Origin of the sequence: Pseudomonas sp. URMO17WK12:I9, assembly GCF_900230165.1 — a bacterium.
GTDB classification, from domain to species: Bacteria; Pseudomonadota; Gammaproteobacteria; order Pseudomonadales; family Pseudomonadaceae; genus Aquipseudomonas; species Aquipseudomonas fulva.
In genome coordinates, this window is sequence record NZ_OCMQ01000004.1 from 234,155 (window position 1) to 259,619 (window position 25,465).

The following is a 25,465-nucleotide window of genomic DNA, read 5'->3' on the forward strand; positions in this document are numbered from 1 at the left end:
GCATCTACCTCAGTTTCAGGGTGGCAAGGCCAATCAGCACCAGGATCACGGTGATGATCCAGAATCGGACGATCACGCGTGGCTCTGGCCAGCCCTTGAGTTCAAAGTGGTGGTGAATCGGCGCCATGCGGAACACGCGCTTGCCGGTCAGCTTGAACGAAGCGACCTGGATGACCACGGACAGGGTTTCCATCACGAACACGCCGCCCATGATGAACAGCACGATCTCCTGGCGCACGATCACGGCGATGGTGCCCAGCGCCGCGCCCAGCGCCAATGCCCCCACATCGCCCATGAACACTTGTGCCGGGTAGGTGTTGAACCACAGAAAGCCCAGACCAGCACCGATCAGTGCGCCGCAGAACACGATCAGCTCACCGGAGCCGGGCACGTACGGGATCAACAGGTACTCGGCGAACTTCACGTTGCCCGACAGGTAGCAGAAGATGCCCAGCGCCCCGCCGACCATCACGGTCGGCATGATGGCTAGGCCATCCAGGCCATCGGTCAGGTTCACGGCGTTGCTGGAGCCGACGATGACGAAATAGGTCAGCACCACGAAACCGATGCCCAGGGGAATGGTGACGTCCTTGATGAACGGCAGTATCAGGGTGGTCTCGACACTGGTCGGGGCGGTCTTGTAGAGGAACACCGCCGCAGCCAGGCCGAACACCGACTGCCAGAAGTACTTCCAGCGACTTGGCAGGCCACGGGAGTTCTTCTCGATGACCTTGCGGTAGTCGTCGACCCAGCCGATGGCACCGAAGGCCAGGGTGACGATCAGCACCACCCAGACATATCGGTTGGTCAGGTCGGCCCACAGCAAGGTACTGACGGCGATGGCAGACAGGATCAACGCCCCGCCCATGGTCGGCGTACCGGACTTGGACAGGTGCGACTGCGGCCCGTCATTGCGCACGGCCTGGCCGATCTGGCGAATTTGCAGCGTACGGATCATCCACGGCCCCAGCCACAGCGCCAGCGACAACGCGGTAAGCACCCCGAGAATCCCGCGCAGGGAGAGGTACTGGAAGACCGCGAAGCCTTTGTGGAACTGTTGCAGATACTCGGCCAACAGCAGCAGCATTAATGTTTCTCCCCGCTGGCACCGCACAGTGCAGCCACGACGTTTTCCATCGCAGCGCTGCGCGAGCCCTTGATCAAGATAGTGGTATCGCTGGCATTTTCGGCACTGACTGCTTCGATCAGCGCGGCCTGCGTAGCGTAATGGTGGCCATGGGTCCCGAACGCCTCGACGGCGTGCGCCATGTTGGCACCCACCGCATACAAGGCGTCGACCTTGCCGCGTGCGTAGTCACCCACCTGACGGTGACCTTCCTGCGCCCACTGACCCAGCTCGCCGATTTCTCCAAGCACCAGGACGGTGCGTCCGGAAAAGCCGGCGAGTATATCAATGGCGGCACACATGGAGGTGGGATTTGCGTTGTAACTGTCATCGATCACACGAGCACCGCGCGGGGTGACCTGCGCCACGGTGCGGCCCTTGACCGGCTGAACCGCAGCCAGGCCTGCGGCAATACCCTGCAGGCTGATGCCCACGGCATGGGCAGCGGCGGCGGCGGCCAGGGCGTTGCTGACGTTGTGCACGCCCAGCACGTTGAGTTGCACCTGCACCTGCTCGCCGGCCCCGTGCAGGGTGAAGGACGGGCAACCGCGGGGATCACGGCCAATGCCACTGGCATGGAAATCGGCACGGGGATCGTCGAGCGCAAAGCTCACGACCCGGTGATCGCCAGCACGCGTGCGCCAGGTGTCGAAGGCCTTGTCGGCCAGGTTGAGAATGGCTGTACCGCCCTCACCCAGCCCTTCGAGGATTTCGCCCTTGGCCTCGACGATCTTGTCCGGGCCGCCGAATTCACCCACGTGCGCGGTGCCGGCATTATTGATGATCACCACCTGAGGCTGGGTCAGGCCCACGGTGTAGCGAATCTCGCCGATGCGCGAGGCGCCCAGCTCGATGACGGCGGCGCTATGCTCGGGGGCAATTTCCAACAAGGTCAGGGGCGCGCCCAGGTCATTGTTCAGGTTGCCTCGTGTGGCATGCACCAGGCCGCGCGTGCGCAAAATGCTGGCGAGCATTTCCTTGACCGTGGTCTTGCCGCTGGACCCGGTAATGGCCACCACGGGCTTGTCGAAGGCGGCCCGGTTGAGTGCTCCAAGCTGGCCAAGGGCCAGGCGGCAATCGGCGACCACCAATTGCGGCAGGTCGACGCCTTGCACTTCGCGCTCTACCAGCGCCGCCACGGCGCCCTTGGCCTTGACGTCTGCCAGGTAGTCATGGCCGTCGAAGCGCGGGCCGGTCAGGGCAACGAAGAGCTGCCCCGGCACGACGCTGCGGCTGTCGATGCTGACGCCATCGAAGCGAGCATCGGCGCCGGTCAGGCGGCCGTGCACGGTGGAGCTCACCTGGCTGAGCGTCATCGCCTCAAGCATTGGGGGCCTCCCAGGCTGCGAGTGCCTTTTCGGCCTCGGTCAAATCGGAAAACGCATGCCGCTGCGCGTTGATTTCCTGATAATCCTCATGTCCCTTGCCGGCCAGCACGATGACGTCGGCGGCGCGGGCACCGGCGATCAGCTGGGCGATGGCCTCGCCGCGACCGGGCACGAACGCCACCTCGGTCGGCGCCGTAAAGCCGGGACGAATATCGTCGAATATGCGCATCGGGTCTTCGGTCCGCGGGTTGTCGTCGGTCACCAGCACCCGGTCGGCCAGGCGCTCGGCCACTTCTGCCATCAGCGGGCGCTTGCCCCGGTCACGGTCGCCGCCACAGCCGAACAGGCACAGCAGTTGCCCGTGGGCATGAGGGCGCAGGGCCTGGAGCACTTTTTCCAAGGCATCGGGCGTGTGCGCGTAATCGACCACCACCAGGGGCTTTTCGCCGCCGCCCAGGCGTTGCATGCGGCCAACAGGGCCGTGCAGCTGCGGCATGACCTTGAGGATCTCGTCCAGCGCGTAATCCAATGCCAGCAAGGTCGCCACGGCCGCCAATACGTTGCTCAGGTTGAAGCGACCCAGCAGCTGCGTGCGCAACGTGCGCTCGCCCTGGGCGGTGACGAGGGTGGCGCAGACGCCATCGTCGTCGAACGTGGCCTCGGGGCAATACAGCGAGGCGTCGGGGTGCTCCAGGCTGTAGCTGATCAGCCGGGTATCGATGCGATCGGCCATCGGCTTGCGAGCGTAGGCGTCAGCCAGGCGGTGACCGAAGTCGTCGTCCAGATTGACCACCTGGCAGCGCAGGCTTGGCCAGGCAAACAGCTTGGCCTTGGCCGCTTCGTAGGCCTGCATGCTGCCGTGGTAGTCGAGGTGGTCACGGGACAGGTTGGTCATCACCGCGATGTCGAACGCCAGGGCCGCTACACGCCCCTGTTCCAGGGCATGGGAGGACACTTCCATGGCCACGGCCCTGGCGCCTTGTTTTTTCAAGTCATACAGGGTCGACTGCACGGCGATCGGGTCAGGCGTGGTCAGGCGGCCGCTTTTCAGCTCGCCGTAGAAACCCGTCCCCAGGGTACCCACCAGGCCGCAACGCTGGCCCAACAGATCGAGCGCCTGTGCCACCAGTTGGGTAACGCTGGTCTTGCCGTTGGTGCCGGTCACGCCCACCAGGTTCAATTGGCGGCTGGGCTCGCCATAGAAGCGCCCGGCGATGTCCGACAGCTGGGCGATCAGGCCTTTGACTGGAATCAGCGGTACATCGGTCAGCGGCAGCACCGTGGCGCCCTGTTCCTCGTAAGCCACGGCGGCAGCGCCACGGGCCAGCGCGTCGGCGATATGCTCGCGGCCGTCGACCTTGGCCCCAGGCACCGCCAGGAACAGGTCGCCTGGGCGCACGTTGCGGCTGTCGAGGGTCAGTTCACGAATCAGCGGATCGCGGCTGGCATGGGCGAAGAGCTTGCTCAATGGCATTGTCATTATCCACGCCCTCCGTTGGCAGCTGCTGCATTGACTTGCGATTGGCTTGCCGGCGCTGCCGGCGCAGGGGGCGGCAGGTTGTCTGGCGGCACGTTCATCAACCGAAGGGTGCCGGACATGACCTTGCTGAACACAGGTGCCGATACCAGACCGCCGAAGTACCCGCCTTTGCCGGGCTCGTCGATCACCACGACGATCGCATAACGCGGATCGCTCATCGGACCGAAACCTGCGAACAGCGAGCGATAGGCATTTTCGGTGTAGCCCTTGGAGCCCACCGTGGCTTTACGCGCGGTACCGGACTTGCCGGCCACGTGATAGAACGGCACCTGGGCACGGAATACGCCGCGCGGCGCCTCGATCACTTGCTGGAGCATGCCCTGCACGGTCTCTGCGGTATCCTTGGGAATCGCCTGGACGGCCTCGGGCGCCTTGTCCACCTTGAGGATCGACAGCGGCACCATCTTGCCGTCGTTGGCCAAGGCTGCATAAGCATGCACCAGCTGCAGGGCGGTGACCGAAACGCCGTAGCCGTACGACAGCGTGGCTGTTTCGGCCTTGCGCCATTCCCGGTGGTTGGGCAGGTTGCCGACGCGCTCACCCGGGAAACCCAGGCCGGTGTACTGACCCAGCCCGACCTGAGACATGACCCGGTAGATGGCTTCGCCGCCGATATCGAAGGCGATCTTGCTCATGCCCACGTTACTGGAGTTGATCAGAATGCCGGTCAGGTCGAGGATCGGACCTTCGCTTCGGGACACGTCCTTGATGGTGTAGCGACCGATCTGCAAGCTGCCCGGGTAAACCTCGACCTTGTCGGTGGGCTTCCAGCGGCCACTTTCCAGTGCGGCACTCATCGAGATGGGCTTGACCGTGGAACCAGGCTCGAACACGTCGATGATGGCCCGGTTGCGCATGGCCGCCGGGAACATGCTGCGGCGGTTGTTAGGGTTGTAGGTAGGCTGGTTGACCATCGCCAGAACCTCACCGGTCTTGACGTCCATGATCACCAGGCTACCGGCCTTGGCGTCCTGCTCGGCGATGGCGTTACGCAGTTCGCGGGTAGCCAGGTACTGAAGGCGCAGGTCAATCGACAACGCCAAGGTCTTCCCTGCCTTGGCGTTCTTGGTGACCTGGATGTCCTTGATCAGGCGACCGCGCCGGTCCTTGATCACCTGCCGCTTGCCCGGCACACCGGCCAGCCACTCGTCATAGGCCAGCTCGACACCTTCGCGACCGTGATCATCCAGGTCGGTAAAACCGACCATGTGGGCGGTCACGTCACCAGCGGGGTAGAAGCGGCGGAACTCTTCCAGCCCATAGACGCCTGGCACCTTCAGGTCCAGCACATGCTGCCCCTGCTCCGGCGTCAGGCCGCGGACCAGGTAGATGAATTCCTTGTTGGCCTGCTGGGTCAGGCGCTCGGTGAGCTGCTGTGGATTCTGCCCAAGGGCGGTTGCCAACTGCGGCCACCGATCGCGCGAAGCCTGCATTTCCTTGGGGTTGGCCCACAGGGTGGTGACCGGCGTACTGACCGCCAGTGGCTCGCCATTGCGGTCTGTGATCAAGCCACGGTGCGCAGGGATAGGAATGTGACGCAGGCTGCGCGCATCGCCCTGCCCCTTGAGGAAATCGCGGTCGACGACCTGCAGGTCGATGATGCGCCAGCAAATGGCGCCGACCATCAGCGCCAGCAGGCCAACGACTACGCGGAACCGCCAGGGGTAGAGTGCGCCTTCGAGCTTCATCATGGCGCCACCATCCGCACTTCGTCAGCGGCTGGCACACGCATCTTGAGCTGCTCGGTGGCCAGGTTTTCGATGCGGCTGGCCGCCGTCCAGGTGCTTTGTTCCAGAATCAACCGGCCCCATTCGGCCTGGGCCTTGTCCCGCTCATTCAGCTCCCCGTACAGGGTATTGAGCAATTGCCGGTTCCAGTGCGCGCTATACGACACGGCAATGGCCGAGCCCAGCACGCCGACGAACAGCATGAGCATGAGGAAGCTGCCGCCCGGCAGAGGTTTGGCGAACAACTTGCTCACCGCAATTTCTCCGCAACACGCATCACCGCACTGCGTGAGCGGGGGTTGGCCTTGAGCTCTGCATCGGAGGCGAACTGGGCTTTACCGATCAGCTTGATCTTGGGCTCGAACACCTTGTGCTGCACGGGCAGGTTGCGCGGCAGGTTGTCAGCTTCGCCCTTGGCCAGTTTGCGCATGAACAGCTTGACGATCCGGTCTTCGAGCGAGTGGAAGCTGATCACGGCCAGGCGACCGCCAACCTCCAGCGCGTCGATAGCCGCTTGCAGCCCGGTTTCCAGGTCACCGAGTTCGTTGTTGACATGGATACGCAGGCCCTGGAACGCGCGGGTGGCAGGGTTCTTGCCCTTCTCCCACGCAGGGTTGGCTACCTTGAGAACCTCGGCAAGGTCACCGGTGCGGGTGAACGGCTGCTTTTCACGGCGCTCGACGACGGCACGGGCCATACGGCCGGCAAAGCGCTCCTCGCCATACTCCTTGAACACGCGGGCGATTTCCTCGACCGGCGCGGTGGCAATGAATTCGGCGGCGCTGATGCCCTGATCGGGATTCATGCGCATGTCCAGCGGCCCGTCGTTGAGAAAGCTAAAGCCACGTTCCGGGTCGTCGAGCTGAGGTGAGGACACACCCAGGTCCATCAGTATCCCGCTCACCTTGCCGTGCAGGCCGCGTTCGGCCACTTCTGCACCCAGCTCGGCAAAGCTGCGCTGCACAATGACAAAGCGGCCGTCTTCGGCCGCCAGCGCTTGCCCTGTGGCAATCGCTTGTGGATCTTTATCAAAGCCCAGTAGCTGCCCTTGTGGGCCGAGCCTGCTGAGAATCAACCGACTGTGTCCGCCACGGCCAAAGGTGCCGTCCAGATAGCAACCGTCGGCGCGCAAGGCCAGTGCCTCGACAGCTTCGTCGAGCAGGACGGTAATGTGGTTGAAGCCGCTATCTATGGTCACAGGATCAGGTCACGCAATTCGTCGGGCATGGCGCCCGGTTGTTGGATAGCTGCGAGGTCGGCTGCCGAAACCGTGTTCCAGGCTTCCTCATCCCACAGCTGGAATTTGTTCAGTTGCCCCACCAGCATCGCCTTCTTGTCCAGCCGGGCGTACTCACGCAAGCGGGGCGGCACCAGGAAGCGACCACTGCCATCAAGCTCAAGGTCGACCGCGTTACCGATCAGCAAGCGCTGCAGGCGGCGGTTTTCCTCACGAAGCGACGGCAAGGCTCGCAACTTGGCTTCAATTTGCTCCCACTCATCGAGCGGGTAGACGCACAAACAGGGATCGACAGCATCGATGGTCACGATCAGCTGCCCGTTGCAACGCGAATCGAGCTCGTCACGGTACCGGCTCGGCATGGCGAGACGGCCCTTGGCATCGAGACTGACGGCATTGGCTCCGCGAAACACGGCTGCGATTCCCCACAATATTAGCTTTTTTGTGTCAGAAAACCCACTTCATCCCACTTTCTGCCACTTGCGCACACTATAGGAATCCGCCCGCAGCACCGTCAAGGCACGTTCGGAAGGAAAAGCCTTACATGACCGAGATTTAGCGCGTTAAAGGAATGTGGAAAGACTATCTGGGGAATAAAAAGACTTGAGAAATCAAACGCGCACAACCCGATGCGGGCCGAACTTAAAGTGATTTATGAAGAGTAAGATTTTTTCGGCATTACCAGATGAGATCTGCTATCGATTCAAGCAGGAAGGAAAAGGTGGAGAGTCGATCTGTAAGCCGGGTTTTGTCGAGGACAGTCATTCCTCTACGACGGCCATCACTGGACGCCTCTAGCAACCTACCCGGTTCCGACGCGGGCCACGCCTGATGGAACCCTATTTGGTCTTGCTCCGAGTGGGGTTTACCTAGCCACGGACTGTTGCCAGCCGTGCGGTGCGCTCTTACCGCACCTTTTCACCCTTACCGGCACCGAAGTGCTTAGGCGGTTGTTTTCTGTGGCACTTTCCGTAGGCTCGCGCCTCCCAGGCGTTACCTGGCACTCTGCCCTGCGGAGCCCGGACTTTCCTCCCCCCGCCAGCGACACCGCAATGCGGTGGAACTTAAACGGGCAGCGACTGTCCGATCGACTCTCCGGCGCAAAGAGTACCGGCAGATGCTGCCAAGAACAAGCGTTACCGCCACATATATCAATTAGCCACTACTGCTCTTTCTGTTTTTCCAGCGCAACTTGATACAGCAGGTTCTTGCGTACGCCCGTTATTTCCGACGCCAGCGCCGCGGCCCGCTTGAGCGGAAGCTCGGCCAGCAGCAGGTCAAGTACCCGCTGCGCCTCGGTGCCAATCCCCTGCTCGCCTTCCGGGGCGCTCCAGCCGCCTACCAATACCACGCATTCACCCCGCTGCTGATTGCTGTCGCCGGCCACGAACGCATGCAACTCGGACAAAGGCAGACCCTTGAGGGTTTCAAACGTTTTGGTGATTTCACGCGCCAGCACCGCTGGGCGATCTGCGCCAAACACTGCCTGCATGTCGTCCAGGCACTCCAGGATGCGATGCGGCGCCTCATAGAAGATCAAGGTACGCGGCTCCTCCTTGACCTGCTCCAGACGGGCGCGGCGCCCCGCTGCCTTGGCCGGCAGGAAACCTTCGAAGATGAAACGATCCGAAGGCAAGCCTGCCGCCGACAGTGCGGCGATCAAGGCACAGGCGCCAGGTACCGGCACCACGGGTACGCCTGCACTGCGAGCCTGCCGGACCAGGTGATAACCCGGATCCGAAATCAACGGGGTGCCTGCGTCAGACACCAGCGCCACATCGTCGCCGGCCAATAGCCGGGTCAGAAAGCGCCCCCCCTCGTCCCGCTCGTTATGTTCGTGACAGGCGGCCAGCGGAGTGTCGATGCCGAAGTGTTGAAGCAGGCGGATCGAATGGCGCGTGTCCTCGGCAGCAATCAAGGACACGCCTGCCAGCACCTTCAGCGCCCTGGCACTCATGTCGTCAAGATTGCCGATAGGTGTTGCCACCACATAAAGCGTTCCCACGGGGGCGGTCGAAGCCCCGGCCACATCAGTCACTGCACGCACCTGCGATTGAAATCAAAGCGGGCATTGTAGCCCGAGCACCCGCAACAGCGCGCAAAGAAGTTGAACGCCGCTGCGCGGCAGCAGGCCTATAGTGATGCTTTCACACGGCGACATCGCGCCCCAGCCAGCGCTTGGGTACAATCGCCAGCCAACTTGATCGAGTAACAGGACAATTACATGATCGCCTGCCTGCGGCTGCTCACAGCCTTCTGTCTCGCTGCCCTGCTGGCAGCTTGCGCCAGTTCGCCCTCATCCAGCCTTGGCGAGCTCCCCCGTACGCCGGATGCCAGCATCGAGCAGTTGCTCGAAAGGGCGACCTCCAGCAAGTCTGCCGAAGATGCCGCACTGCTGCGCCTGAGCGCCGCAGACATGGCCTACCAGCAAAAGGACTTCCCGCGCGCCGCACGCATTCTCGAACAAGTCCAGGTAGAGACGCTCAAGCCAGCCCAGCAGGTGTTCGCCGTTACGCTGGCGGCCGAACTTGCCATGAGCCGCAATCAACCCAAGGCGGCCCTGAGCGCATTGCAGCACCCCAGTCTGCAGCACGTGCCCGAATTGCCTGCGCAACAGCAAGTGCGTACCTATTCGGTACACGCCGCCGCCCTGGAGGCCGACGGGCAGGCCATGGCCGCCGCCCAGCAGCGCGTGCTGTTGGCACCGCTGCTCAGCGGGCAAGCTGCCAGCGCCAACCACGATGCCATCTGGTCACTGGTCGCCTCGCTGTCGAACGAGCAACTGCAACAGCCCACCAGCGATCCTGTCCTGGCAGGCTGGTCCAGCTTGGCCCTGACCGTCAAGGGCGCTGGTACCTTGGAACAGCAACAGGCAGCGATCGACGACTGGGTCAAACAGCACCCGGATCATCCTGCCGCGAAACAGTTGCCAACCGCTCTGACCAAGCTCAAGGAGCTGGCTAGCCAGCCTCTGACGCGCATCGCCCTGCTACTTCCCCAGGAAGGCCCATTGGCTGGCGTGGCGCGTGCGCTGCGTGACGGCTTCATGGCTGCCCACTTCCAGGCCCAGCAATCCGGGCAGCCTGCCCCGTCCGTGCAGATGGTCGACAGCTCCCGCCTAGGGTCGCTGGACGACTTCTACCGCCAGGCCCAGGCCGATGGCGTGCAGCTTGTCATTGGCCCGCTGGAAAAACCGCTGGTCAAGCAACTGGCTGCCAAACCGCAGCTTCCGATCACAACCTTGGCACTGAACTACGCCGACGCCGGTCAGAAAGCGCCGCCTCAACTGTTCCAATTTGGCCTTGCCGCCGAGGACGAAGCCCGCGAGGTGTCCCGCAGGGCGCGCGCAGACGGCATGGTCCGTGCCGTTGCCATGGTGCCGAGCGGGGAATGGGGCGACCGTGTACTGGCCGCGTTCCGTCAGGACTGGGAGAGCAACGGCGGCACATTGCTGGCTGCAGAGCGTATTGCCCAGCCCGTGGCACTGGCCCAGCAGATTGCCGACCTGTTCCAGCTGCGCCAAAGCGAAGGTCGCGCCAAGAGCGTGCAAAGCACCGTGGGCGGCAGCATCGCTGCCCAGCCCGCGCGTCGCCAGGACATCGACTTCCTGTTCCTCGCAGCCACCCCACAGCAGGCACAGCAAATCAAGCCGACCCTGAACTTCCAGTACGCAGGTGATGTGCCGGTCTATGCCACCTCCAACCTGTACAGCGCCAGCGGCGATGTGAACCAGTACAACGACATGAACGGCATCCGTTTCTGTGAAACCCCATGGTTGCTCGACAGCAGCAACAGCCTCCGCCAGCAGGTGGTACAGCAATGGCCGCAAGCTGCCGGCAGCCTGGGTCGCCTGTATGCCATGGGGGTGGACGCCTACAGCCTGGCCCCGCGCCTGGGGCAGCTCAAGGCTCTGCCTGACAGCCGTATCCAGGGCCTGTCTGGCAACCTGGGCATCAATGCCAGCCAACGCGTTGAGCGTCAGCTGCCGTGGGCAGAGTTTGCCGGTGGCCAGGTCAAGCGCCTCCCCGACACGCCCCGTTGATGCCCCCTGCCTCGCCAAGCCATGCCGGGCAAGCGGCGGAAAACCAGGCCCTTGAGTACCTTCAAGGGCATGGCCTCAAGCTGATTGCCCGCAACTGGCGATGCAAAGGAGGCGAGCTTGATCTGGTCATGCTCGACGCCGATACAGTAGTATTCGTCGAAGTCCGCTATCGGTTGCACGCACGCTTCGGTGGCGCCCTCGGCAGTATCGATCAGCGCAAGCAGAAGCGGCTGGTGCTTGCCGCCAGCCTGTTCCTGCATCAGAAGCCTCAATGGGGCAACTGTCCTTGCCGCTTCGACGTGGTTGCCCTGCAAGGCAGCCATCATGCTGGCAAGCCGCTCGAATGGTTGAAAAACGCCTTCGAATGCTGAACCCACTCCGTTCTTTTTGCTCTATGTTTCGCGGGCTGATTACCGTCGCGTGCCGCGCCGGCCTCCGCCCCATTTAAGGTCACCAGATGGACATGCAATCCCGAATCCGCCGGCTGTTCCAGGCCAGCATCGATACCAAGCAACAGGCAATGGACATCCTGGCACCGCACATCGAGCAGGCCAGCCTGGTCATGGTCAACGCACTGCTCAACGAGGGCAAGATGCTCGCGTGCGGCAATGGCGGCTCGGCCGGCGATGCGCAGCATTTCTCCTCGGAGCTGCTCAACCGCTTCGAGCGCGAACGCCCCAGCCTGCCAGCGATCGCGCTGACCACCGACAGCTCGACCCTGACCTCGATTGCCAACGACTACAGTTACAACGAGGTATTTTCCAAGCAGATCCGCGCCCTGGGCCAACCTGGGGATGTTCTGCTGGCCATCTCTACCAGCGGCAATTCCGCCAACGTCATCCAGGCCATCCAGGCCGCACATGACCGCGAAATGATTGTCGTAGCATTGACCGGCCGCGACGGCGGGGGCATGGCCTCGCTCTTGCTGCCAGAGGACGTCGAGATTCGGGTACCCTCGACGGTGACCGCTCGCATCCAGGAAGTCCACCTGCTGGCGATCCATTGCCTGTGCGATCTGATCGACAGCCAACTGTTCGGGAGTGAAGAATGACCCCTATGCGCATTGGCCTTGTGGCCTTGACCTTGTGCCTGAGCGTCACCGGCTGCAGTTCGGTACTCAACTCTGCTCGTAATTCGCCCATCGAGGATGACCGAGGCACTCGTACCATTGGCAGCAAGATCGACGACTCACTGATCGAGACCAAGGCCTCGGTGAATATCGCCAAGGCCAGCCCAGACCTGGACAAGGGCTCGCACATCGTCGTCAGCAGCTACAACGGCATCGTGCTCTTGGCTGGCCAGACACCACGCGCCGAACTCAAGAGCCTTGCCGAACAGACGGCCAGCCAGGTCCAGCGCGTCAAGAAGGTGCATAACGAACTGCAGGTCATGCAGCCCTCCTCCATCCTGGCACGCAACAACGACGCGTGGTTGACCACCAAGATCAAGACCCAGATGCTGACCGATACAGCAGTACCCAGCTCGCGGATCAAGGTGATCACCGAGAATGGCATCGTGTACTTGTTGGGCCTCGTCACCCAGCAGGAGGCCAATGCCGCCACTGCTGTCGTGCAGAGCGTGTCTGGCGTGCAGAAGATCGTGAAACTGTTCGAGTACATCGACTGAACATGTGAGCCCGCAGGCAGCGCGGACCAGCGCGCACCTCGTCTATTGCCCAGGCTAAAAAGGCGATCCTTGCGGATCGCCTTTTTTTATTTCACCACTTTCAAACTTGGCCGCCCGCTTGGGCGCGGAGGCTGCCCGCCGCCTTCTGGCGGCCCATCATCATCAGGCTGCTCCTGATCGTCCTCGATCTCGTCGTCCTCCATCATCGAAGACTCCAACTCGAAGACCATGCCCTGTCCATTCTCGCGGGCATAGATACCCAGCACCGCGCCAATGGGCACGAACAATGAATGGGGCACACCGCCAAAACGGCCTTCGAAGCTGACGGCGTCATTGTCCATGTGCAAACTGCGCACAGCGCTTGGCGACACATTCAGGACGATCTGGCCATCACTGGCGAAACCGTCCGGCACCTGTACTTTCGGGTACTCGGCATTGACCAACATATGGGGTGTGCAATCGTTGTCGACGATCCACTCGTACAGTGCTCGAACCAGATAGGGGCGACTGGAGTTCATCAACAGCTCCTCAAAGCGTGCGCATTTCGCGTTCAACGGACGACAGGCTTGCCTGGAATGATTCCCGGGCGAACTGTCGCTCCATGTAATCCAGCAGCGGCTTGGCTTGCCGCGGCAATTCGATACCCATCATCGGCAGACGCCAGAGTATGGGCAGTAGACAGCAATCGACCAGGCTTTGCTCATCGCTCATGAAACAGGCGAACTCGGCAAACAGCGGCGAGACACCGGTCAGGCTTTCGCGCAGTGCCTTGCGAGCCTCTGCACGGGCAGCCTCGCGGGTGCGTGGGTCGAGAATCTGATCGGCCAGGCTGCACCAGTCTCGCTGGATACGGTGCATCAGCAACCGGCTATTGCCACGCCCGACCGGATAGACCGGCATCAGCGGAGGGTGCGGATAGCGCTCCTCCAGGTATTCCATGATCACGGCCGACTCGTACAGAACCAAATCCCGATCCACCAAGGTCGGCACGCTGCCATACGGGTTCAGTTCGGCGAGCCGCGGCGGGATCTTGCCGGTATCGACGTCGATGATGTGCGCGTCAACGGCCTTTTCGGCCAACACAAGGCGAACCCGATGCGAGTATTGATCGGCAGGGTCGGAATAGCAGGCTAACCCATTGGTTACGCCCATGTAGCGCCTCCTCTCGAGGGATGCTTGTAAAAACTGTAAATGAAAACGCGCCTGTGGCGCACTGGCATAACTGCCAGTGCGCCACAGGCGCGTTCAACAACCAGAGGTTACTGCGTGATCAGTGCACGTCCTTCCAGTATTCACGCTTGAGCAAATAGGCGAATACGAAGAAGAAAGCCAGGTACAGCAATACGTAAGTACCAATGCGCTGACTTTCCAGTTTGACCGGGTTGGCCGAATAGGCCAGGAAGGTCACCAGGTTCTTGACCTTCTCGTCGAACTGCTCGGTGGTCAGGGTACCGGAATTCGGCGTAATGGTCAGCTGATCGCAGGCTTCATGGGTCAACGGCGTGCCGGTCAATGGGTCAAATTGTTTTTTGCCATCCACCACCGTCTGCACCTGCTTGCAGCCGATCACCTGGTTTCCCTGCAGGCCAACCAGCACGTTCGGCATGCCGACGTTGGGGAAGACCTTGTTGTTCACGCCGTAGGGCCGCGATGGGTCCTCGTAGAAACTGCGCAGGTAGCTGTACAGCCAGTCGGCACCCCTGACCCGCGCCACCAGGGTAAGGTCGGGCGGCGCGGCACCGAACCAGGTCTTGGCATCGCTGGGCTTCATGCCAATCTGCATGTGGTCGCCAATCTTTGCCCCGGTGAACACCAGGTTCTCAAGCATCACATCGTGGGGTATGCCCAGGTCATCGGCCACACGCTCATAGCGCTGAAACTTGGCACTGTGGCAACCCATGCAGTAGTTGGCGAACGTGCGCGCACCGTCCTGCATCGCCGCCTTGTCGCTCAGGTCGATATCGACCTTGTCCAGTTCCACGCCATGCTCTGCAGCAAGGGTGAATGCAGGCATCACTGCCAGGAGAATTACAGCAATCAACTTTTTCATCAGCCAGTCACCCTTTCCGGAACCGGTTTGGTCTTCTCGAGCCTTGTGTAGAACGGCATCAGCAGGAAGTAGGCGAAGTACAGGAACGTGCACACCTGCGACAGCAAGGTACGCCCAGGCGTCGGCGCCAGTACCCCCAGCACGCCGAGGACGATGAAGGCGACGCAGAACACCAGCAGGAAGAGTTTGCTTATCCAGCCCTTGTAGCGCATGGAGCGAACGGGGCTGCGGTCCAGCCAGGGCAGCACGAACAGCACGGCAATGGCAGCGCCCATGGCGATCACGCCCATCAGTTTGTCCGGTACGGCGCGCAAGATGGCGTAGAACGGCGTGAAGTACCACACCGGCGCGATGTGCTCAGGGGTCTTGAAGGCGTTGGCCTGTTCGAAGTTGGGTTTTTCCAGGAAGTATCCGCCCATTTCCGGGAAGAAGAACACCACGGCGCAGAACACGAACAGGAACACGACCACCCCGACGATATCCTTGACGGTGTAGTACGGGTGGAACGGAATGCCGTCCAGCGGGATACCGTTTTCGTCCTTGTGCTTCTTGATGTCGATGCCGTCAGGGTTGTTCGAGCCGACTTCGTGCAAGGCCAGGATGTGCAGCACCACCAGGCCCAGAATGACGATCGGCAAGGCCACCACGTGCAGGGCGAAGAAGCGATTGAGCGTGATGCCCGAAATCAGGTAGTCGCCGCGAATCCACTGGGTGATGTCTTCGCCGATGACGGGAATGGCCCCGAACAGGGAGATGATCACCTGTGCGCCCCAATACGACATCTGCCCCCATGGCAGCAGGTAGCCCATGAACGCCTCAGCCATCAGCGCCAGGTAGATCAGCATACCAAACAGCCATACCAGCTCCCGGGGCTTTTGGTAGGAGCCATACAGCAAGCCGCGGAACATGTGGAGGTAGACGACGATGAAGAAGGCCGACGCACCCGTCGAATGCAAGTAGCGCAGTATCCAGCCGTACTCCACGTCACGCATGATGTATTCGACCGAGGCGAATGCCTCTTCGGCCGAAGGCGTGAAACTCATCGTCAGCCAGACCCCGGTGACGATCTGATTGACCAGCACCAGCAAGGCCAGAGAGCCGAAGAAGTACAGGAAATTGAAGTTCTTGGGCGCGTAGTACTTGCTGAGGTGGTCTTCCCACATCTTGGTGGCAGGGAAACGCGCGTCGATCCAGTCCATGAACTTGCTCATCATGCGTTCTCCTGGTCGATACCGATGACGATGATTTCGTCGGACTCGTAGGCATGCGGCGGCACCGGCAGGTTCAGCGGTGCCGGCTGCGACTTGTACACTCGCCCCGCCATGTCGTAGTGGGAACCATGGCAGGGGCAGAAATAACCTCCGACCCATTTGGGTCCGAGGTCGACAGGGGCCACTTCAGGGCGGAACGTCGGCGAGCAACCCAGGTGCGTGCACAGACCAACCAGCACGAGGATCTCCGGCTTGATGGAGCGTACCTGCGGATCGACGTAGGTCGGCTGGTCCGATGCCTGGGAATCGGGGTCTGACAGTTCGCCGGTTATTTTCTTGAGATTGCCGAGGATCTCAGCCGTTCGCCGCACGATGAATACAGGCTGCCCTCGCCATTCTGCAACCATCTGCTGCCCTGGCTCGACCTTGGCGATGTTGACCTTTACCGGTGCACCTGCAGCTTTCGCCTTGGCACTGGGGAACCATGACCCCACGAACGGTACCGCAGCCCCCACTGCTCCCGCTGCCCCGACCACGGATGTCGCGGCTACGAGGAAGCGGCGCCGGCCTGCGTTGACGCCGTCATTGCTCATTCAGTCCTCTCCCATCAGCTTGCTTGGCCTGTTGAACCAGGCTCGTACCTAGGTTGTGTCAGTGGCGCTAAAAATTGGTCGCCATGGTAAGTAACAAAACCACACACTGACAAGGTGATTACCGGGCTGCACGGCCACTACCCACGCTTTGCTTGATCTACGTCTATGGGAAAGACGCTCACCGCCGAGCGGGTGAATTATTCAAGGCAAAAAAAAGCCCGGTTCCAAGGAACCGGGCTTTTTTCGACTGCCGAAGCGGTATTAACGCTTGGAGTACTGAGGACGCTTACGCGCTTTACGCAGACCCACTTTCTTACGCTCGACTTCACGAGCGTCGCGGGTGACGTAGCCAGCACGACGCAGTGCGCCACGCAGGGTTTCGTCGTATTCCATCAGAGCGCGGGTGATACCGTGACGGATCGCACCGGCCTGACCGCTGACACCACCACCGGAAACGGTGACGTAGATGTCGAATTTCTCAACGCTTTCGGTCAGCTCGAGTGGCTGGCGAACAACCATGCGAGCGGTTTCGCGACCGAAGAACACGTCCAGAGAACGGTTGTTGATGGAGATGTTACCAGTACCCGGACGCAGGAATACGCGAGCGGTTGCGGTCTTGCGACGGCCAGTGCCGTAATTTTGAGTCGCCGACATAATGAACTATCCCGTTAGATCTTCAGTTCTTGAGGCTGCTGAGCAGTGTGTGGGTGAGCAGCACCCGCGTACACTTTCAGCTTACGGTACATGTCGCGACCCAGCGGGTTCTTCGGCAGCATGCCTTTGACCGCAGTCTCGATAACACGCTCAGGGGCCTTGGCGATCAACTTCTCGAAGTTGATTTCCTTGATACCACCTGGGAAACCGGAGTGGGAGTAGTACATTTTGTCGGAAGACTTGGCACCCGTCACACGAACCTGCTCGGCGTTGATGACGACGATGTAGTCGCCGGTATCAACGTGAGGGGTGTATTCTGGCTTGTGTTTGCCACGCAGACGGCTAGCGATTTCGGTAGCCAGACGACCCAGGGTCTGGCCAGCGGCGTCGACTACGAACCACTCGCGCTTTACTGTTTCCGGTTTAGCAGTAAAAGTTTTCATTCTCTAAAGCCTCAGAGGCCGCCCAGCGAAAAATAGACGGCGAATCTTACTGGATAGTGCACAGCTTGCCAAGGGCAAGCGCGCAGCCGAACGCTGACGCTTTTGGGGGCTCGGGTCAGGCACGCCAATGTTCGACGGGGTTCTTCCTGCGTGATGGTGCATCACTTCCGCCACGCGGAGAGGGGCTGAATTATCCAGATTGCGGGAAAAATATCAACCTGCTTTGATGAATGACCATAGCCAAGGAGCAAGCAACCGATGGACTACCGTCAGCTGGGTCGCACCGACCTCGAAGTCAGCGCGCTGTGTCTGGGCACCATGACCTGGGGCGAACAGAACGATCAGACCCAGGCATTCGAACAGATTGGCCGGGCCAAGGCCGCAGGCATCAACTTCATCGACACTGCAGAGATGTACCCGGTACCCCCGCGCCCGGAAACCTATGCCGCCACCGAGCGCATCATCGGCAACTGGTTCGCCCGCCAGGGCGATCGGGACGACTGGGTACTGGCCAGCAAGGTGGCCGGCCCCGGCAATGGCATCAGCCATATCCGCGACGGTCAACTCAGGCACAACCGGCAACACATTGTCGCGGCACTGGAAGAGAGCCTGCGGCGCCTGCAGACTGATCGCATCGATCTCTACCAACTGCACTGGCCTGAGCGCAGCACCAACTTTTTCGGCAAGCTGGGCTACCAGCACCTGCCGCAAGACCATTTCACCCCACTGGAAGAAACCCTGGAGGTGCTCGACGAGCAGGTGCGCGCGGGCAAGATCCGCCACATCGGGCTGTCCAACGAAACCCCCTGGGGCACCATGAAATTCCTGCAGTTGGCCGAAACCCGTGGCTGGCCTCGGGCCGTCTCCATCCAGAACCCCTACAACCTGCTCAACCGCAGCTTCGAGGTGGGGCTCGCCGAAATCGCCATTCGCGAGCAGTGCGGCCTGCTGGCCTACTCGCCCCTGGCCTTTGGCATGCTCTCGGGCAAATACGACGGCGGCGCCCGCCCGGAGAAAGCGCGTCTGACCCTGTTCAGCCGCTTTGCGCGCTATTCCAACCCACAGACAGTGGCCGCTTGCGAGCGTTATGTACAGCTGGCCCGGGAACATGGTGTCGATCCGGCGCAGATGGCGTTGGCCTTCGTTACCCGTCAACCGTTCGTGACCAGTAACATCATCGGTGCCACCAGCCTCGAACAACTGGACAGCAACCTGGCCAGCCTCGAACTCAGCCTCGATGACGAACTGCTGGCAGCCATCGAGGCCATCCACCAGGATCACCCCAACCCCGCGCCCTGAGCACGCACCCAACGCCGCTTGCTTCTCGGGTTTACCCGCGAAGCGGGCGGCGCTGTCTACCAGGCTAGACATGACCCGTAAAAAATAAGACGATCCAGCCAGTGATTGACCACTCCATCCTATAAGAACAATGACAATGATGTTTACCCAACCCTCCGCGTCGTTGCGGCGCGTCAGCATCCTGGCCATTGACAAGGTATTCGCTTCGACCTTGATGCAGGCCAAGGACTTCTTTCACCTGGCCAGCTTGCGCTACGGCAAGCAGCTTGGCCTGGGCTTGCAACTCATGTTCGAGATCCACCTGGTCAGCCCTGACGGGTTGCCGGTAGAGAGCTTCAGCAACGTGCAGCTGCCGGTGGACGGCGGCCTGGATGATGCCGATGTGATCATCCTTCCGGCGTTCTGGGACGATTTTGACAACCTGTTGCAACGTTATCCGCAGGTGCTGCCCTGGCTGCAGGCACAGCATGCGCGGGGCGCCGTGCTGTGTGCAGAGGCCAGCGGCGTGTTCTGGCTGGCCGAGTCAGGCCTGCTCGACGGCAAGGAAGCGACCACGTACTGGCGTTTCTTCGACAGTTTTGCCGAGCGCTTCCCACACGTACGCCTGACCCAGGACAAACACCTGACCGATGCGGACAATCTGTACTGCGCTGGCGGCACCACGTCAGCCTGCGATCTGTACATCTACCTGATCGAGCGCTTCTGCGGGGCCAATGTGGCGCGGGCCGTGTCGCGCGACATCCTGTACGAGGTGCAGCGCAACTACACGCCGGGACGCATGGGCTTTGGCGGCCAGAAGCTGCACCAGGACCTGATCATCCTGCAGATTCAGCACTGGCTGGAAGAGCATTTCGCCGACAAGTTTCGCTTCGAGGACGTAGCCCGCAACCACGGCATGAGCATTCGCAATTTCATGCGCCGTTTCCAGGGCGCAACCGGGGACAAGCCGCTGCATTACCTGCAACGCTTGCGCATCGAGACGGCCAAGGGGCTGTTGTCGAGCACGCGCAAGAGCATCAAGACCATCAGTTACGAGGTGGGCTATGACGATGCCAGCTTCTTCGCCCGGCTGTTTCGCCAGCACACCGACCTGTCACCGAATCAGTATCGCCAGCAGTTCATGCAAGAGGCCTGAGCGCAATCGGGCTGCAAGGCAGCCCCAGGTTTTCAAGGCTTGTGCGCGCGGGACAGGAATTCATGAGACTGCATTTCCAGCAGTCGGCTCAGCGTGCGCTGAAACTCGAAGCTCAAGCGCCCACCGGTGTACAGGTCCTTGAGTTCCACTTCGGCCGAGATGATCAGCTTGACGTTACGGTCATAGAACTCGTCGACCATGTTGATGAAGCGACGCGCGATGTCATCGCTTGCCACGCCCATTTGCTCGACGTTGCTCAGCAGGACCGCATGGAAGATCTTGCCCAGTTCGATGTAGTCGTTCTGGCTTCGCGGCCCATCGCACAAGGCGCGGAAGTCGAACCAGGCCACATCGTCGCAGGTGCGCAGCGCATGAATGGGACGGTTCTCGATCATCAGCACGTCGTTCTCGACCGCTGCCGTGCACTCGGGCGTCAGCGCCTTGAAGCTGGCACGCATGCTCTGCTGCGCCGCCTCGTCGAGCGGGTAATGGAACAGTTCGGCCTGCTCCAGGTGGCGCAGGCGATAATCGACACCGCTGTCGACGTTCACTACATCGGTGTACTGCTTGATCATGGCGATGGCCGGCAGGAAGCGCGCACGCTGCAGGCCATCTTTGTAGAGGCCGTCCGGCACGATGTTGGAAGTGGCCACCAGGGAAACGCCGTTCTTGAACAGCTCCTCCATCAAGGTGCCCAGGATCATGGCGTCGGTGATGTCCGAGACGAAGAACTCGTCGAAGCAGATCACCTTGGCCTCATCGCTGAAGCGCTTGGCAATGATGGTCAGGGGATTCTTCTCGCCCTTTAGGGTTTTCATCTCCTCGTGGACACGCTTCATGAAGCGGTGGAAGTGCGTGCGCATCTTCTGCTTGAACGGCAGCGCTTCGAAGAAGGTGTCGACCAGGTAGGTCTTGCCTCGCCCTACCCCGCCCCAGAAGTACAGGCCCTTGACCGGGGTCTGCTCCTTCTTGCCGAACAACTTGCCGAATACACCCGGCTTGTTGTTCTGGGCCTGCACCAGGTCGTCGTACAGGCGCTGCAGGTGACGCACCGCAGTTTCCTGCGCCGCGTCATGAAAGAAATCGGGACGTTTCAGATCTGCTTGATAGCGTTCTAGGGGAGTCATGATTCGTTAGCGAGGCAACAAAAAACGGGCCGTCACTGTAGCGAGCGGCCCGCCTAATGGCAATGCGACTTGCGTCAATATGCCTCATACCGGCACCAGAGACCCGATGAGGCTACCCTGATCACAGTACCAGTGGGCGGATACCTCCCGCCCGTCGGTCAGCCCTGTTGAGGCTCAAGCGCTGCGCGAAGACGCTCGATGGCAGCATCACGGGCTTGTTCGCTGTCGAACGGCGCACCGTCGGCAACCGGCTGATCCTTGAGCCACACAGCAAAGCCCAATCCCTCGGCGCGGATATCCACCCCGTCGCCTTGTTGCAACTGCTTGCTCACGGCACCTGCGCTTTTGCCATCGGCAAAGCTGCGCGACAACAGCAGTTGCTCGCCATCGGCAGCCAACAGGCGGAAGCGGAAGCTCCCGTCTTCGTCGCGGAAGCTGACGAAGCGCGCGCTCTTGGCGACCTTCTTCTTGACGTTCGCCGTGGCCTGTACGCTGCTGCGGAACGAGCGCAGGCCAACGGCTTCGCGCAATTGCTCCAGAAATGGCGTGGCGATGGCGCGCGCCTTGGCCGCGCCTGCCAGGAGGATATCCTCCAGGTCCGCAGGCCGCGCGATCAGCTGATGGTAATACTCGCGCTTTTCGGCCAGCTGGCCGTCGAGCAACTGGAACAGTCGCTGCTTGGCTTCGCCCCAACCCAGGCCTTGCTCCAGCTCGGCTCGGAACTCGGCGCACTGCTCAGGTGTGGAGAAGGCCTGGAACAGCGTGAACAGGTGCGCGTCGTCCGGGTTTTTGGCTTCACCCGGCGCGCGCGAGTCCGTGACGATGCGCGAAATGGCATCCTTCATGTCCTTGGCGCTGGTGAACAACGGGATGGTGTTGTCATAGCTCTTGGACATCTTGCGCCCATCCAGGCCGGGCAAGGTGGCCACGCTTTCCTCGATGACCGCCTCCGGCAGTGCGAAGAACTCATTGCCCTGGCCGAACAGGTGGTTGAAGCGCTGGCCGATATCGCGGGCCATTTCCACGTGCTGGATCTGGTCACGACCAACCGGCACCTTGTTGGCGTTGAACATCAGGATGTCCGCCGCCATCAGCACCGGGTAGCTGAACAGGCCCATGGTGACGCCGGCATCCGGGTCTTCGCCGTTTTCGACGTTCTTGTCCACCGATGCCTTGTAGGCATGGGCGCGGTTGAGCAAGCCCTTGGCCGCCACGCAGGTCAGCAGCCAGGTCAGCTCGGGGATTTCCGGAATGTCGGACTGGCGGTAGAAGGTCACCTTGTCCGGATCCAGGCCACCGGCGAGCCAGGTGGCGGCGATTTCCAGACGCGAGCGCTGGATGCGCAGCGGATCGTCGCACTTGATCAGGGCGTGGTAGTCGGCCAGGAAGTAGAACGAGTCCACGCCAGGCTGCTGGCTGGCTCGGATGGCCGGGCGGATGGCACCGGCGTAGTTGCCCAGGTGCGGAGTGCCGGTGGTCGTGATACCGGTAAGGATACGCGTGGTCATGGGTGTTCGCTTATTCAGGCTTGGCTCGGTTCGAAAGTCGCGGCAGCAGCAGATCCTTGAGGTCGGTCAGCTTGCCATGGAAGAAGTGTCCGCATTCTGCCACTTTCAGCAGCTCATGGGGGCGTGACAGGCTGTCGGACCAATCGTAAACCAGCGCCGGTGAAACGACCTCGTCGGCATCGGGTTGCACCAGGGTCACCGGGCACCGCTGCGGCACGGGGAATTGATCGGTCAGGCGCATGACGGCCGGAGCGATCATGAACAGATGCTGCAAGGCAGTGCCTTCGGCTTCCAGGCGGCCAGCCAGGGCGGTCGCCACGAAGCCGCCGAAGGAAAAGCCCATCAACACCAAGGGCAGCCCGGGATGCGCCGCCTGCAGCCAGGCGGCCGCGGCCTGGGCGTCAGCCACCTCGCCTTCGCCCATGTCATGGCTGCCGGCGCTTTGCCCAACGCCGCGGTAGTTGAAACGCAGGGTCACGTACCCGGCGTCCCGGGCCGTGCGTTGCAATGTCGAAACCACCTTGTTGAGCATGGTGCCGCCCTGTACCGGGTTGGGATGACAGATCAGCACGGCGCCACGGGCGTCTGCCACGTCCAGGTAGAGGGCTTCGAGCGGGCCACTGGGGCCGTCGATGAACAGAGGGGTTTCGCGGACAAGCAAGGCACTACTCCGTGACCTTGGGGGAGGTCGATTCGTCTAGGTGAGGAATTCTGTTCTGATTTGCGATCGCTCGCGGTATACAGCGCAGGTCTGAGCCGTTAACGTAAAGCAAAGCCGTTTATAGAGGAAGGACTCGTGGAACTCTCGCTCCTTGTTTGGTTGTTGCCTACCCTGGCCCTGGTCATCGGTGTGGTCGTCGGTTTCGTCGTGGCGCGCCTGTTGCCCAACGCTGCGCCCAGCAGCAGCCAGCGCCAGCTCGATGACATCCAACAGCGTTTCGACAGCTACCAGAACCAGGTGGTGACGCACTTCAACAGCACCGCCGTACTGGTCAAAAAGCTCAATCAGAGCTATCAGGATGTTCAAGATCACCTGGCCGATGGCGCCAACAACCTGGCCCTGGACGAAGTGACGCGTCAACGCCTGCTGGCAGCGCTGCACTCGGAAAGCTCCCACGGCCCGCACAGCCGCCTGACGCCGCCCAGGGATACCGCCGAAGTGCCGCGCGATTACGCGCCGAAAACGCCCAACTCGCCGGGCATGCTCGACGAGAGCTATGGTCTGAAGCACTGACATTGAAAAAGGCCTCGAAAGAGGCCTTTTTCAATGCACGATCAACATCGACCAGGCGCCCCCTGCAAGGGCGGGGAACGCCCTTCAGGTCAAGGCTTGCGCCAGGAATGACCGCCCTCATCGTCATCTCCGCCAGCATGGCGAATGATCAGATCGAGTGGGTATGCAGATACTTTCATGGTGACGCTCCTCTTGGATACGCTGGCTCTTTCGCCAGCACCGCCAGAATGCCCTCGCCCAGTCTGGACAAGGCATCGGGTAGCGCTTCCTCGCACCTCATGAGCAGGCGCGCAACGCCTGTTGCACGTCTGCCAGCAGGTCTTCAATGTCCTCAAGCCCTACTGACAAACGCACAAGCCCCTCGGAGATACCGTGCTGCACCCGCTCTTCGGGCGTGTAGCTAGAATGGGTCATGCTTGCCGGGTGCTGGGCCAACGACTCGGCATCCCCCAGGCTCACGGCGCGTGCGAACAGGCCCAGCGCATTCATGAAGCGGCGTCCAGCATCAAGGCCGCCCTTGAGCTCGAAAGCGATCATGCCGCCGGGTAGGCGCATTTGCCGCTTGGCCAAGTCGTGTTGTGCGAACGTCGGCAAGCCTGGGTAGTGGATCAGCTCCACCTGCGGCTGACGCGACAGGTACTCGGCGACCTGCCGGGCGTTTTCGCAATGCCGGTCCATGCGCAGGGCCAGGGTCTTTATTCCGCGCATCAGCAGCATGGCGTCCTGAGGCGACAGCACCGCCCCAGTCATGTCCTTGAGCCCCTGCAGACGAATCCGATCGATCAGCGCCTGACGGCCCACCACCAAGCCGGCGGTGATATCGCCATGGCCGCTGAGGTACTTGGTGGCCGAATGCACGACCAGATCAGCGCCCAGTTCCAGCGGCCTTTGCAGGTAAGGCGTGCAGTAGGTGTTGTCGACCACCACCAGCACATCACGGCCGCGTACCGCTTCGGCCACGGCGGCAATATCGACCAGCCGCATGGTCGGGTTGGCGGGGGTCTCGAAGTAGATCATGCGCGTCTTATCACTGAGCGCGGCGCGCAGTGCGTCGGTATCGTTGAGGTCGACGTGGCGGATCGTCACGCCAAACGCCCCGATGCCGTGGTGCATGAAGGCAAAGGTGCATCCATACACGGTCCGCCCGACGATCAACTCATCGCCCGGGCGCAGCAGGGTCCAGAGCGTGGACGTGATGGCGCCCATCCCCGATGCCAGCGCAAGGCCCGCCTCCCCGCCCTCAAGCGACGCCATGCGCGCTTCGAGCACATTCAGCGTGGGGTTGGAGATACGGCTGTAGAAATGCCCGGCCTGTTCACCGGCAAAGCACGCCGCGCCGTATTCGACGGTTGGAAAGGCATAGGTAGCGGTTTGGTAGATCGGCGGTACCAGTGCGCCGCCGTGCGCGAGCGGGTCGTAACCGTGATGGATGGCACGCGTTGAAAAACCGTTGTCGTGACGGGAGTCGCGCATGGCAACAGCCTCTTGTTGGTTTGATCTAAGCTTATGCCACTGCGTCGCACGAATTTTTCCAAACTCGCTTGTAAGCACTGCTTATTTCACAACAAAACAGCCATTCTGCCGT

General features: G+C 61.5%; 26 protein-coding genes and 1 other RNA gene. 7 read left to right on the plus strand and 20 right to left on the minus strand.

Going from position 1 to position 25,465, the window contains the following annotated elements; translation table 11 throughout:
• Positions 1-4: 4 nt before the first annotated feature.
• The 9 genes from mraY to rsmI all read right to left on the minus strand — a co-directional run bounded on the left by mraY (position 5) and on the right by rsmI (position 8,996).
• Entirely contained in the window at positions 5-1,087 is a 1,083-nt protein-coding gene (gene mraY / locus CRP40_RS11295) for a phospho-N-acetylmuramoyl-pentapeptide-transferase (protein ID WP_015271711.1), read from the minus strand.
• Positions 1,087-2,454 carry a UDP-N-acetylmuramoyl-tripeptide--D-alanyl-D-alanine ligase gene (murF, locus tag CRP40_RS11300; protein ID WP_027914479.1) on the minus strand — a complete coding sequence of 456 codons (1,368 nt, stop codon included), beginning with the start codon at positions 2,452-2,454 and terminating at the stop codon, positions 1,087-1,089. Before murF ends, mraY begins: the two co-directional genes overlap by 1 nt.
• Positions 2,447-3,934, minus strand: coding sequence for a UDP-N-acetylmuramoyl-L-alanyl-D-glutamate--2,6-diaminopimelate ligase (locus CRP40_RS11305; RefSeq protein WP_027914478.1), 1,488 nt, complete (start codon positions 3,932-3,934; stop codon positions 2,447-2,449). Before CRP40_RS11305 ends, murF begins: the two co-directional genes overlap by 8 nt.
• Positions 3,934-5,682, minus strand: coding sequence for a penicillin-binding protein 2 (locus CRP40_RS11310; protein ID WP_161631443.1), 1,749 nt, complete (start codon positions 5,680-5,682; stop codon positions 3,934-3,936). The genes CRP40_RS11305 and CRP40_RS11310 overlap by 1 nt, the downstream gene beginning before the upstream one ends.
• A complete protein-coding gene (gene ftsL, locus CRP40_RS11315) occupies positions 5,682-5,975 on the minus strand; it encodes a cell division protein FtsL (protein WP_023534348.1) in 294 nt (97 codons plus the stop codon). Before ftsL ends, CRP40_RS11310 begins: the two co-directional genes overlap by 1 nt.
• Complete coding sequence (gene rsmH, locus CRP40_RS11320; RefSeq protein WP_173645897.1) at positions 5,972-6,913, minus strand: 16S rRNA (cytosine(1402)-N(4))-methyltransferase RsmH; 942 nt, start codon at positions 6,911-6,913, stop codon at positions 5,972-5,974. The genes ftsL and rsmH overlap by 4 nt, the downstream gene beginning before the upstream one ends.
• 2 nt (positions 6,914-6,915) lie before the next feature.
• Positions 6,916-7,371, minus strand: coding sequence for a division/cell wall cluster transcriptional repressor MraZ (gene mraZ, locus CRP40_RS11325; protein WP_023534344.1), 456 nt, complete (start codon positions 7,369-7,371; stop codon positions 6,916-6,918).
• Positions 7,372-7,679: 308 nt separating this feature from the next.
• An RNA gene (gene rnpB / locus CRP40_RS11330) (RNase P RNA component class A) lies at positions 7,680-8,053 on the minus strand.
• 67 nt (positions 8,054-8,120) lie between these two features.
• Positions 8,121-8,996, minus strand: a complete 876-nt coding sequence (gene rsmI, locus CRP40_RS11335; RefSeq protein ID WP_027914477.1) for a 16S rRNA (cytidine(1402)-2'-O)-methyltransferase — start codon at positions 8,994-8,996, stop codon at positions 8,121-8,123.
• 186 nt (positions 8,997-9,182) lie between these two features.
• Here rsmI and CRP40_RS11340 point away from each other — a divergent pair, with 186 nt between their 5' ends.
• From CRP40_RS11340 to CRP40_RS11355, 4 genes are all read left to right on the plus strand, one after another.
• Positions 9,183-11,000 (plus strand): penicillin-binding protein activator, encoded by a 1,818-nt coding sequence (locus CRP40_RS11340; RefSeq protein ID WP_027914476.1) that lies wholly within the window; start codon positions 9,183-9,185, stop codon positions 10,998-11,000.
• Positions 11,000-11,371: a YraN family protein gene (locus CRP40_RS11345; RefSeq protein ID WP_027914475.1), complete on the plus strand. Its 372-nt coding sequence runs from the start codon at positions 11,000-11,002 to the stop codon at positions 11,369-11,371. The genes CRP40_RS11340 and CRP40_RS11345 overlap by 1 nt, the downstream gene beginning before the upstream one ends.
• A gap of 86 nt (positions 11,372-11,457) precedes the next feature.
• Positions 11,458-12,051 carry a phosphoheptose isomerase gene (locus tag CRP40_RS11350; protein WP_012274070.1) on the plus strand — a complete coding sequence of 198 codons (594 nt, stop codon included), beginning with the start codon at positions 11,458-11,460 and terminating at the stop codon, positions 12,049-12,051.
• The gene (locus CRP40_RS11355; protein ID WP_027914474.1) at positions 12,048-12,626 is read left to right on the plus strand and encodes a BON domain-containing protein; all 579 of its coding nucleotides are present in this window, start codon (positions 12,048-12,050) and stop codon (positions 12,624-12,626) included. The genes CRP40_RS11350 and CRP40_RS11355 overlap by 4 nt, the downstream gene beginning before the upstream one ends.
• A gap of 86 nt (positions 12,627-12,712) precedes the next feature.
• Here the strand turns inward: CRP40_RS11355 and CRP40_RS11360 are convergent, their stop codons facing one another.
• From CRP40_RS11360 to rplM, 7 genes are all read right to left on the minus strand, one after another.
• Entirely contained in the window at positions 12,713-13,144 is a 432-nt protein-coding gene (locus CRP40_RS11360; RefSeq protein WP_027914473.1) for a ClpXP protease specificity-enhancing factor, read from the minus strand.
• A gap of 10 nt (positions 13,145-13,154) precedes the next feature.
• Positions 13,155-13,778, minus strand: a complete 624-nt coding sequence (locus tag CRP40_RS11365; RefSeq protein WP_027914472.1) for a glutathione S-transferase N-terminal domain-containing protein — start codon at positions 13,776-13,778, stop codon at positions 13,155-13,157.
• Positions 13,779-13,896: 118 nt separating this feature from the next.
• Entirely contained in the window at positions 13,897-14,676 is a 780-nt protein-coding gene (locus tag CRP40_RS11370; protein WP_027914471.1) for a cytochrome c1, read from the minus strand.
• Positions 14,676-15,887, minus strand: coding sequence for a cytochrome bc complex cytochrome b subunit (locus CRP40_RS11375; RefSeq protein WP_027914470.1), 1,212 nt, complete (start codon positions 15,885-15,887; stop codon positions 14,676-14,678). The genes CRP40_RS11370 and CRP40_RS11375 overlap by 1 nt, the downstream gene beginning before the upstream one ends.
• On the minus strand, positions 15,887-16,480 hold the full coding sequence (petA, locus tag CRP40_RS11380; protein ID WP_023534417.1) for a ubiquinol-cytochrome c reductase iron-sulfur subunit: 594 nt from the start codon (positions 16,478-16,480) through the stop codon (positions 15,887-15,889). The genes CRP40_RS11375 and petA overlap by 1 nt, the downstream gene beginning before the upstream one ends.
• A 261-nt stretch (positions 16,481-16,741) precedes the next feature.
• Positions 16,742-17,134, minus strand: a complete 393-nt coding sequence (rpsI, locus tag CRP40_RS11385) for a 30S ribosomal protein S9 (RefSeq protein WP_003251821.1) — start codon at positions 17,132-17,134, stop codon at positions 16,742-16,744.
• Between the two features lie 14 nt (positions 17,135-17,148).
• Positions 17,149-17,577: a 50S ribosomal protein L13 gene (rplM, locus tag CRP40_RS11390; RefSeq protein ID WP_003260798.1), complete on the minus strand. Its 429-nt coding sequence runs from the start codon at positions 17,575-17,577 to the stop codon at positions 17,149-17,151.
• Positions 17,578-17,835: 258 nt separating this feature from the next.
• On the opposite strand from rplM, the gene CRP40_RS11395 reads away from it, so the two are divergent.
• Both CRP40_RS11395 and CRP40_RS11400 read left to right on the plus strand, forming a co-directional pair.
• The gene (locus CRP40_RS11395; RefSeq protein ID WP_027914469.1) at positions 17,836-18,876 is read left to right on the plus strand and encodes an NADP(H)-dependent aldo-keto reductase; all 1,041 of its coding nucleotides are present in this window, start codon (positions 17,836-17,838) and stop codon (positions 18,874-18,876) included.
• A 238-nt stretch (positions 18,877-19,114) separates the two neighbouring features.
• Positions 19,115-20,011: a GlxA family transcriptional regulator gene (locus CRP40_RS11400; RefSeq protein WP_176505841.1), complete on the plus strand. Its 897-nt coding sequence runs from the start codon at positions 19,115-19,117 to the stop codon at positions 20,009-20,011.
• A gap of 32 nt (positions 20,012-20,043) precedes the next feature.
• On the opposite strand, the gene zapE is transcribed toward CRP40_RS11400, so the two are convergent.
• From zapE to CRP40_RS11415, 3 genes are all read right to left on the minus strand, one after another.
• Positions 20,044-21,138, minus strand: coding sequence for a cell division protein ZapE (gene zapE, locus CRP40_RS11405; protein ID WP_027914467.1), 1,095 nt, complete (start codon positions 21,136-21,138; stop codon positions 20,044-20,046).
• A gap of 158 nt (positions 21,139-21,296) precedes the next feature.
• Positions 21,297-22,646: a tryptophan--tRNA ligase gene (locus tag CRP40_RS11410; protein ID WP_027914466.1), complete on the minus strand. Its 1,350-nt coding sequence runs from the start codon at positions 22,644-22,646 to the stop codon at positions 21,297-21,299.
• 10 nt (positions 22,647-22,656) lie between these two features.
• Complete coding sequence (locus CRP40_RS11415; protein ID WP_027914465.1) at positions 22,657-23,307, minus strand: alpha/beta fold hydrolase; 651 nt, start codon at positions 23,305-23,307, stop codon at positions 22,657-22,659.
• Between the two features lie 135 nt (positions 23,308-23,442).
• Between CRP40_RS11415 and CRP40_RS11420 the strand changes: the two genes are divergently transcribed.
• Complete coding sequence (locus CRP40_RS11420) at positions 23,443-23,880, plus strand: DUF1043 family protein (protein WP_023534478.1); 438 nt, start codon at positions 23,443-23,445, stop codon at positions 23,878-23,880.
• 276 nt (positions 23,881-24,156) lie between these two features.
• Here CRP40_RS11420 and CRP40_RS11425 read toward each other — a convergent pair whose 3' ends face one another.
• On the minus strand, positions 24,157-25,353 hold the full coding sequence (locus CRP40_RS11425; protein ID WP_027914464.1) for a methionine gamma-lyase: 1,197 nt from the start codon (positions 25,351-25,353) through the stop codon (positions 24,157-24,159).
• Between the last annotated feature and the right edge of the window lie 112 nt (positions 25,354-25,465).

Bases quoted from the DNA above. Each gene is read 5' to 3' on its own strand.
- mraY (WP_015271711.1), bottom strand. From the start codon at position 1,087: ATGCTGCTGCTGTTGGCCGAGTATCTGCAACAGTTCCACAAAGGCTTC.
- murF (WP_027914479.1), bottom strand. From the start codon at position 2,454: ATGCTTGAGGCGATGACGCTCAGCCAGGTGAGCTCCACCGTGCACGGC.
- CRP40_RS11305 (WP_027914478.1), bottom strand. From the start codon at position 3,934: ATGACAATGCCATTGAGCAAGCTCTTCGCCCATGCCAGCCGCGATCCG.
- CRP40_RS11310 (WP_161631443.1), bottom strand. From the start codon at position 5,682: ATGAAGCTCGAAGGCGCACTCTACCCCTGGCGGTTCCGCGTAGTCGTT.
- CRP40_RS11340 (WP_027914476.1), top strand. From the start codon at position 9,183: ATGATCGCCTGCCTGCGGCTGCTCACAGCCTTCTGTCTCGCTGCCCTG.
- CRP40_RS11345 (WP_027914475.1), top strand. From the start codon at position 11,000: ATGCCCCCTGCCTCGCCAAGCCATGCCGGGCAAGCGGCGGAAAACCAG.
- CRP40_RS11350 (WP_012274070.1), top strand. From the start codon at position 11,458: ATGGACATGCAATCCCGAATCCGCCGGCTGTTCCAGGCCAGCATCGAT.
- CRP40_RS11355 (WP_027914474.1), top strand. From the start codon at position 12,048: ATGACCCCTATGCGCATTGGCCTTGTGGCCTTGACCTTGTGCCTGAGC.
- CRP40_RS11360 (WP_027914473.1), bottom strand. From the start codon at position 13,144: ATGAACTCCAGTCGCCCCTATCTGGTTCGAGCACTGTACGAGTGGATC.
- CRP40_RS11365 (WP_027914472.1), bottom strand. From the start codon at position 13,778: ATGGGCGTAACCAATGGGTTAGCCTGCTATTCCGACCCTGCCGATCAA.
- CRP40_RS11370 (WP_027914471.1), bottom strand. From the start codon at position 14,676: ATGAAAAAGTTGATTGCTGTAATTCTCCTGGCAGTGATGCCTGCATTC.
- CRP40_RS11375 (WP_027914470.1), bottom strand. From the start codon at position 15,887: ATGAGCAAGTTCATGGACTGGATCGACGCGCGTTTCCCTGCCACCAAG.
- petA (WP_023534417.1), bottom strand. From the start codon at position 16,480: ATGAGCAATGACGGCGTCAACGCAGGCCGGCGCCGCTTCCTCGTAGCC.
- rpsI (WP_003251821.1), bottom strand. From the start codon at position 17,134: ATGTCGGCGACTCAAAATTACGGCACTGGCCGTCGCAAGACCGCAACC.
- rplM (WP_003260798.1), bottom strand. From the start codon at position 17,577: ATGAAAACTTTTACTGCTAAACCGGAAACAGTAAAGCGCGAGTGGTTC.
- CRP40_RS11395 (WP_027914469.1), top strand. From the start codon at position 17,836: ATGGACTACCGTCAGCTGGGTCGCACCGACCTCGAAGTCAGCGCGCTG.
- zapE (WP_027914467.1), bottom strand. From the start codon at position 21,138: ATGACTCCCCTAGAACGCTATCAAGCAGATCTGAAACGTCCCGATTTC.
- CRP40_RS11410 (WP_027914466.1), bottom strand. From the start codon at position 22,646: ATGACCACGCGTATCCTTACCGGTATCACGACCACCGGCACTCCGCAC.
- CRP40_RS11425 (WP_027914464.1), bottom strand. From the start codon at position 25,353: ATGCGCGACTCCCGTCACGACAACGGTTTTTCAACGCGTGCCATCCAT.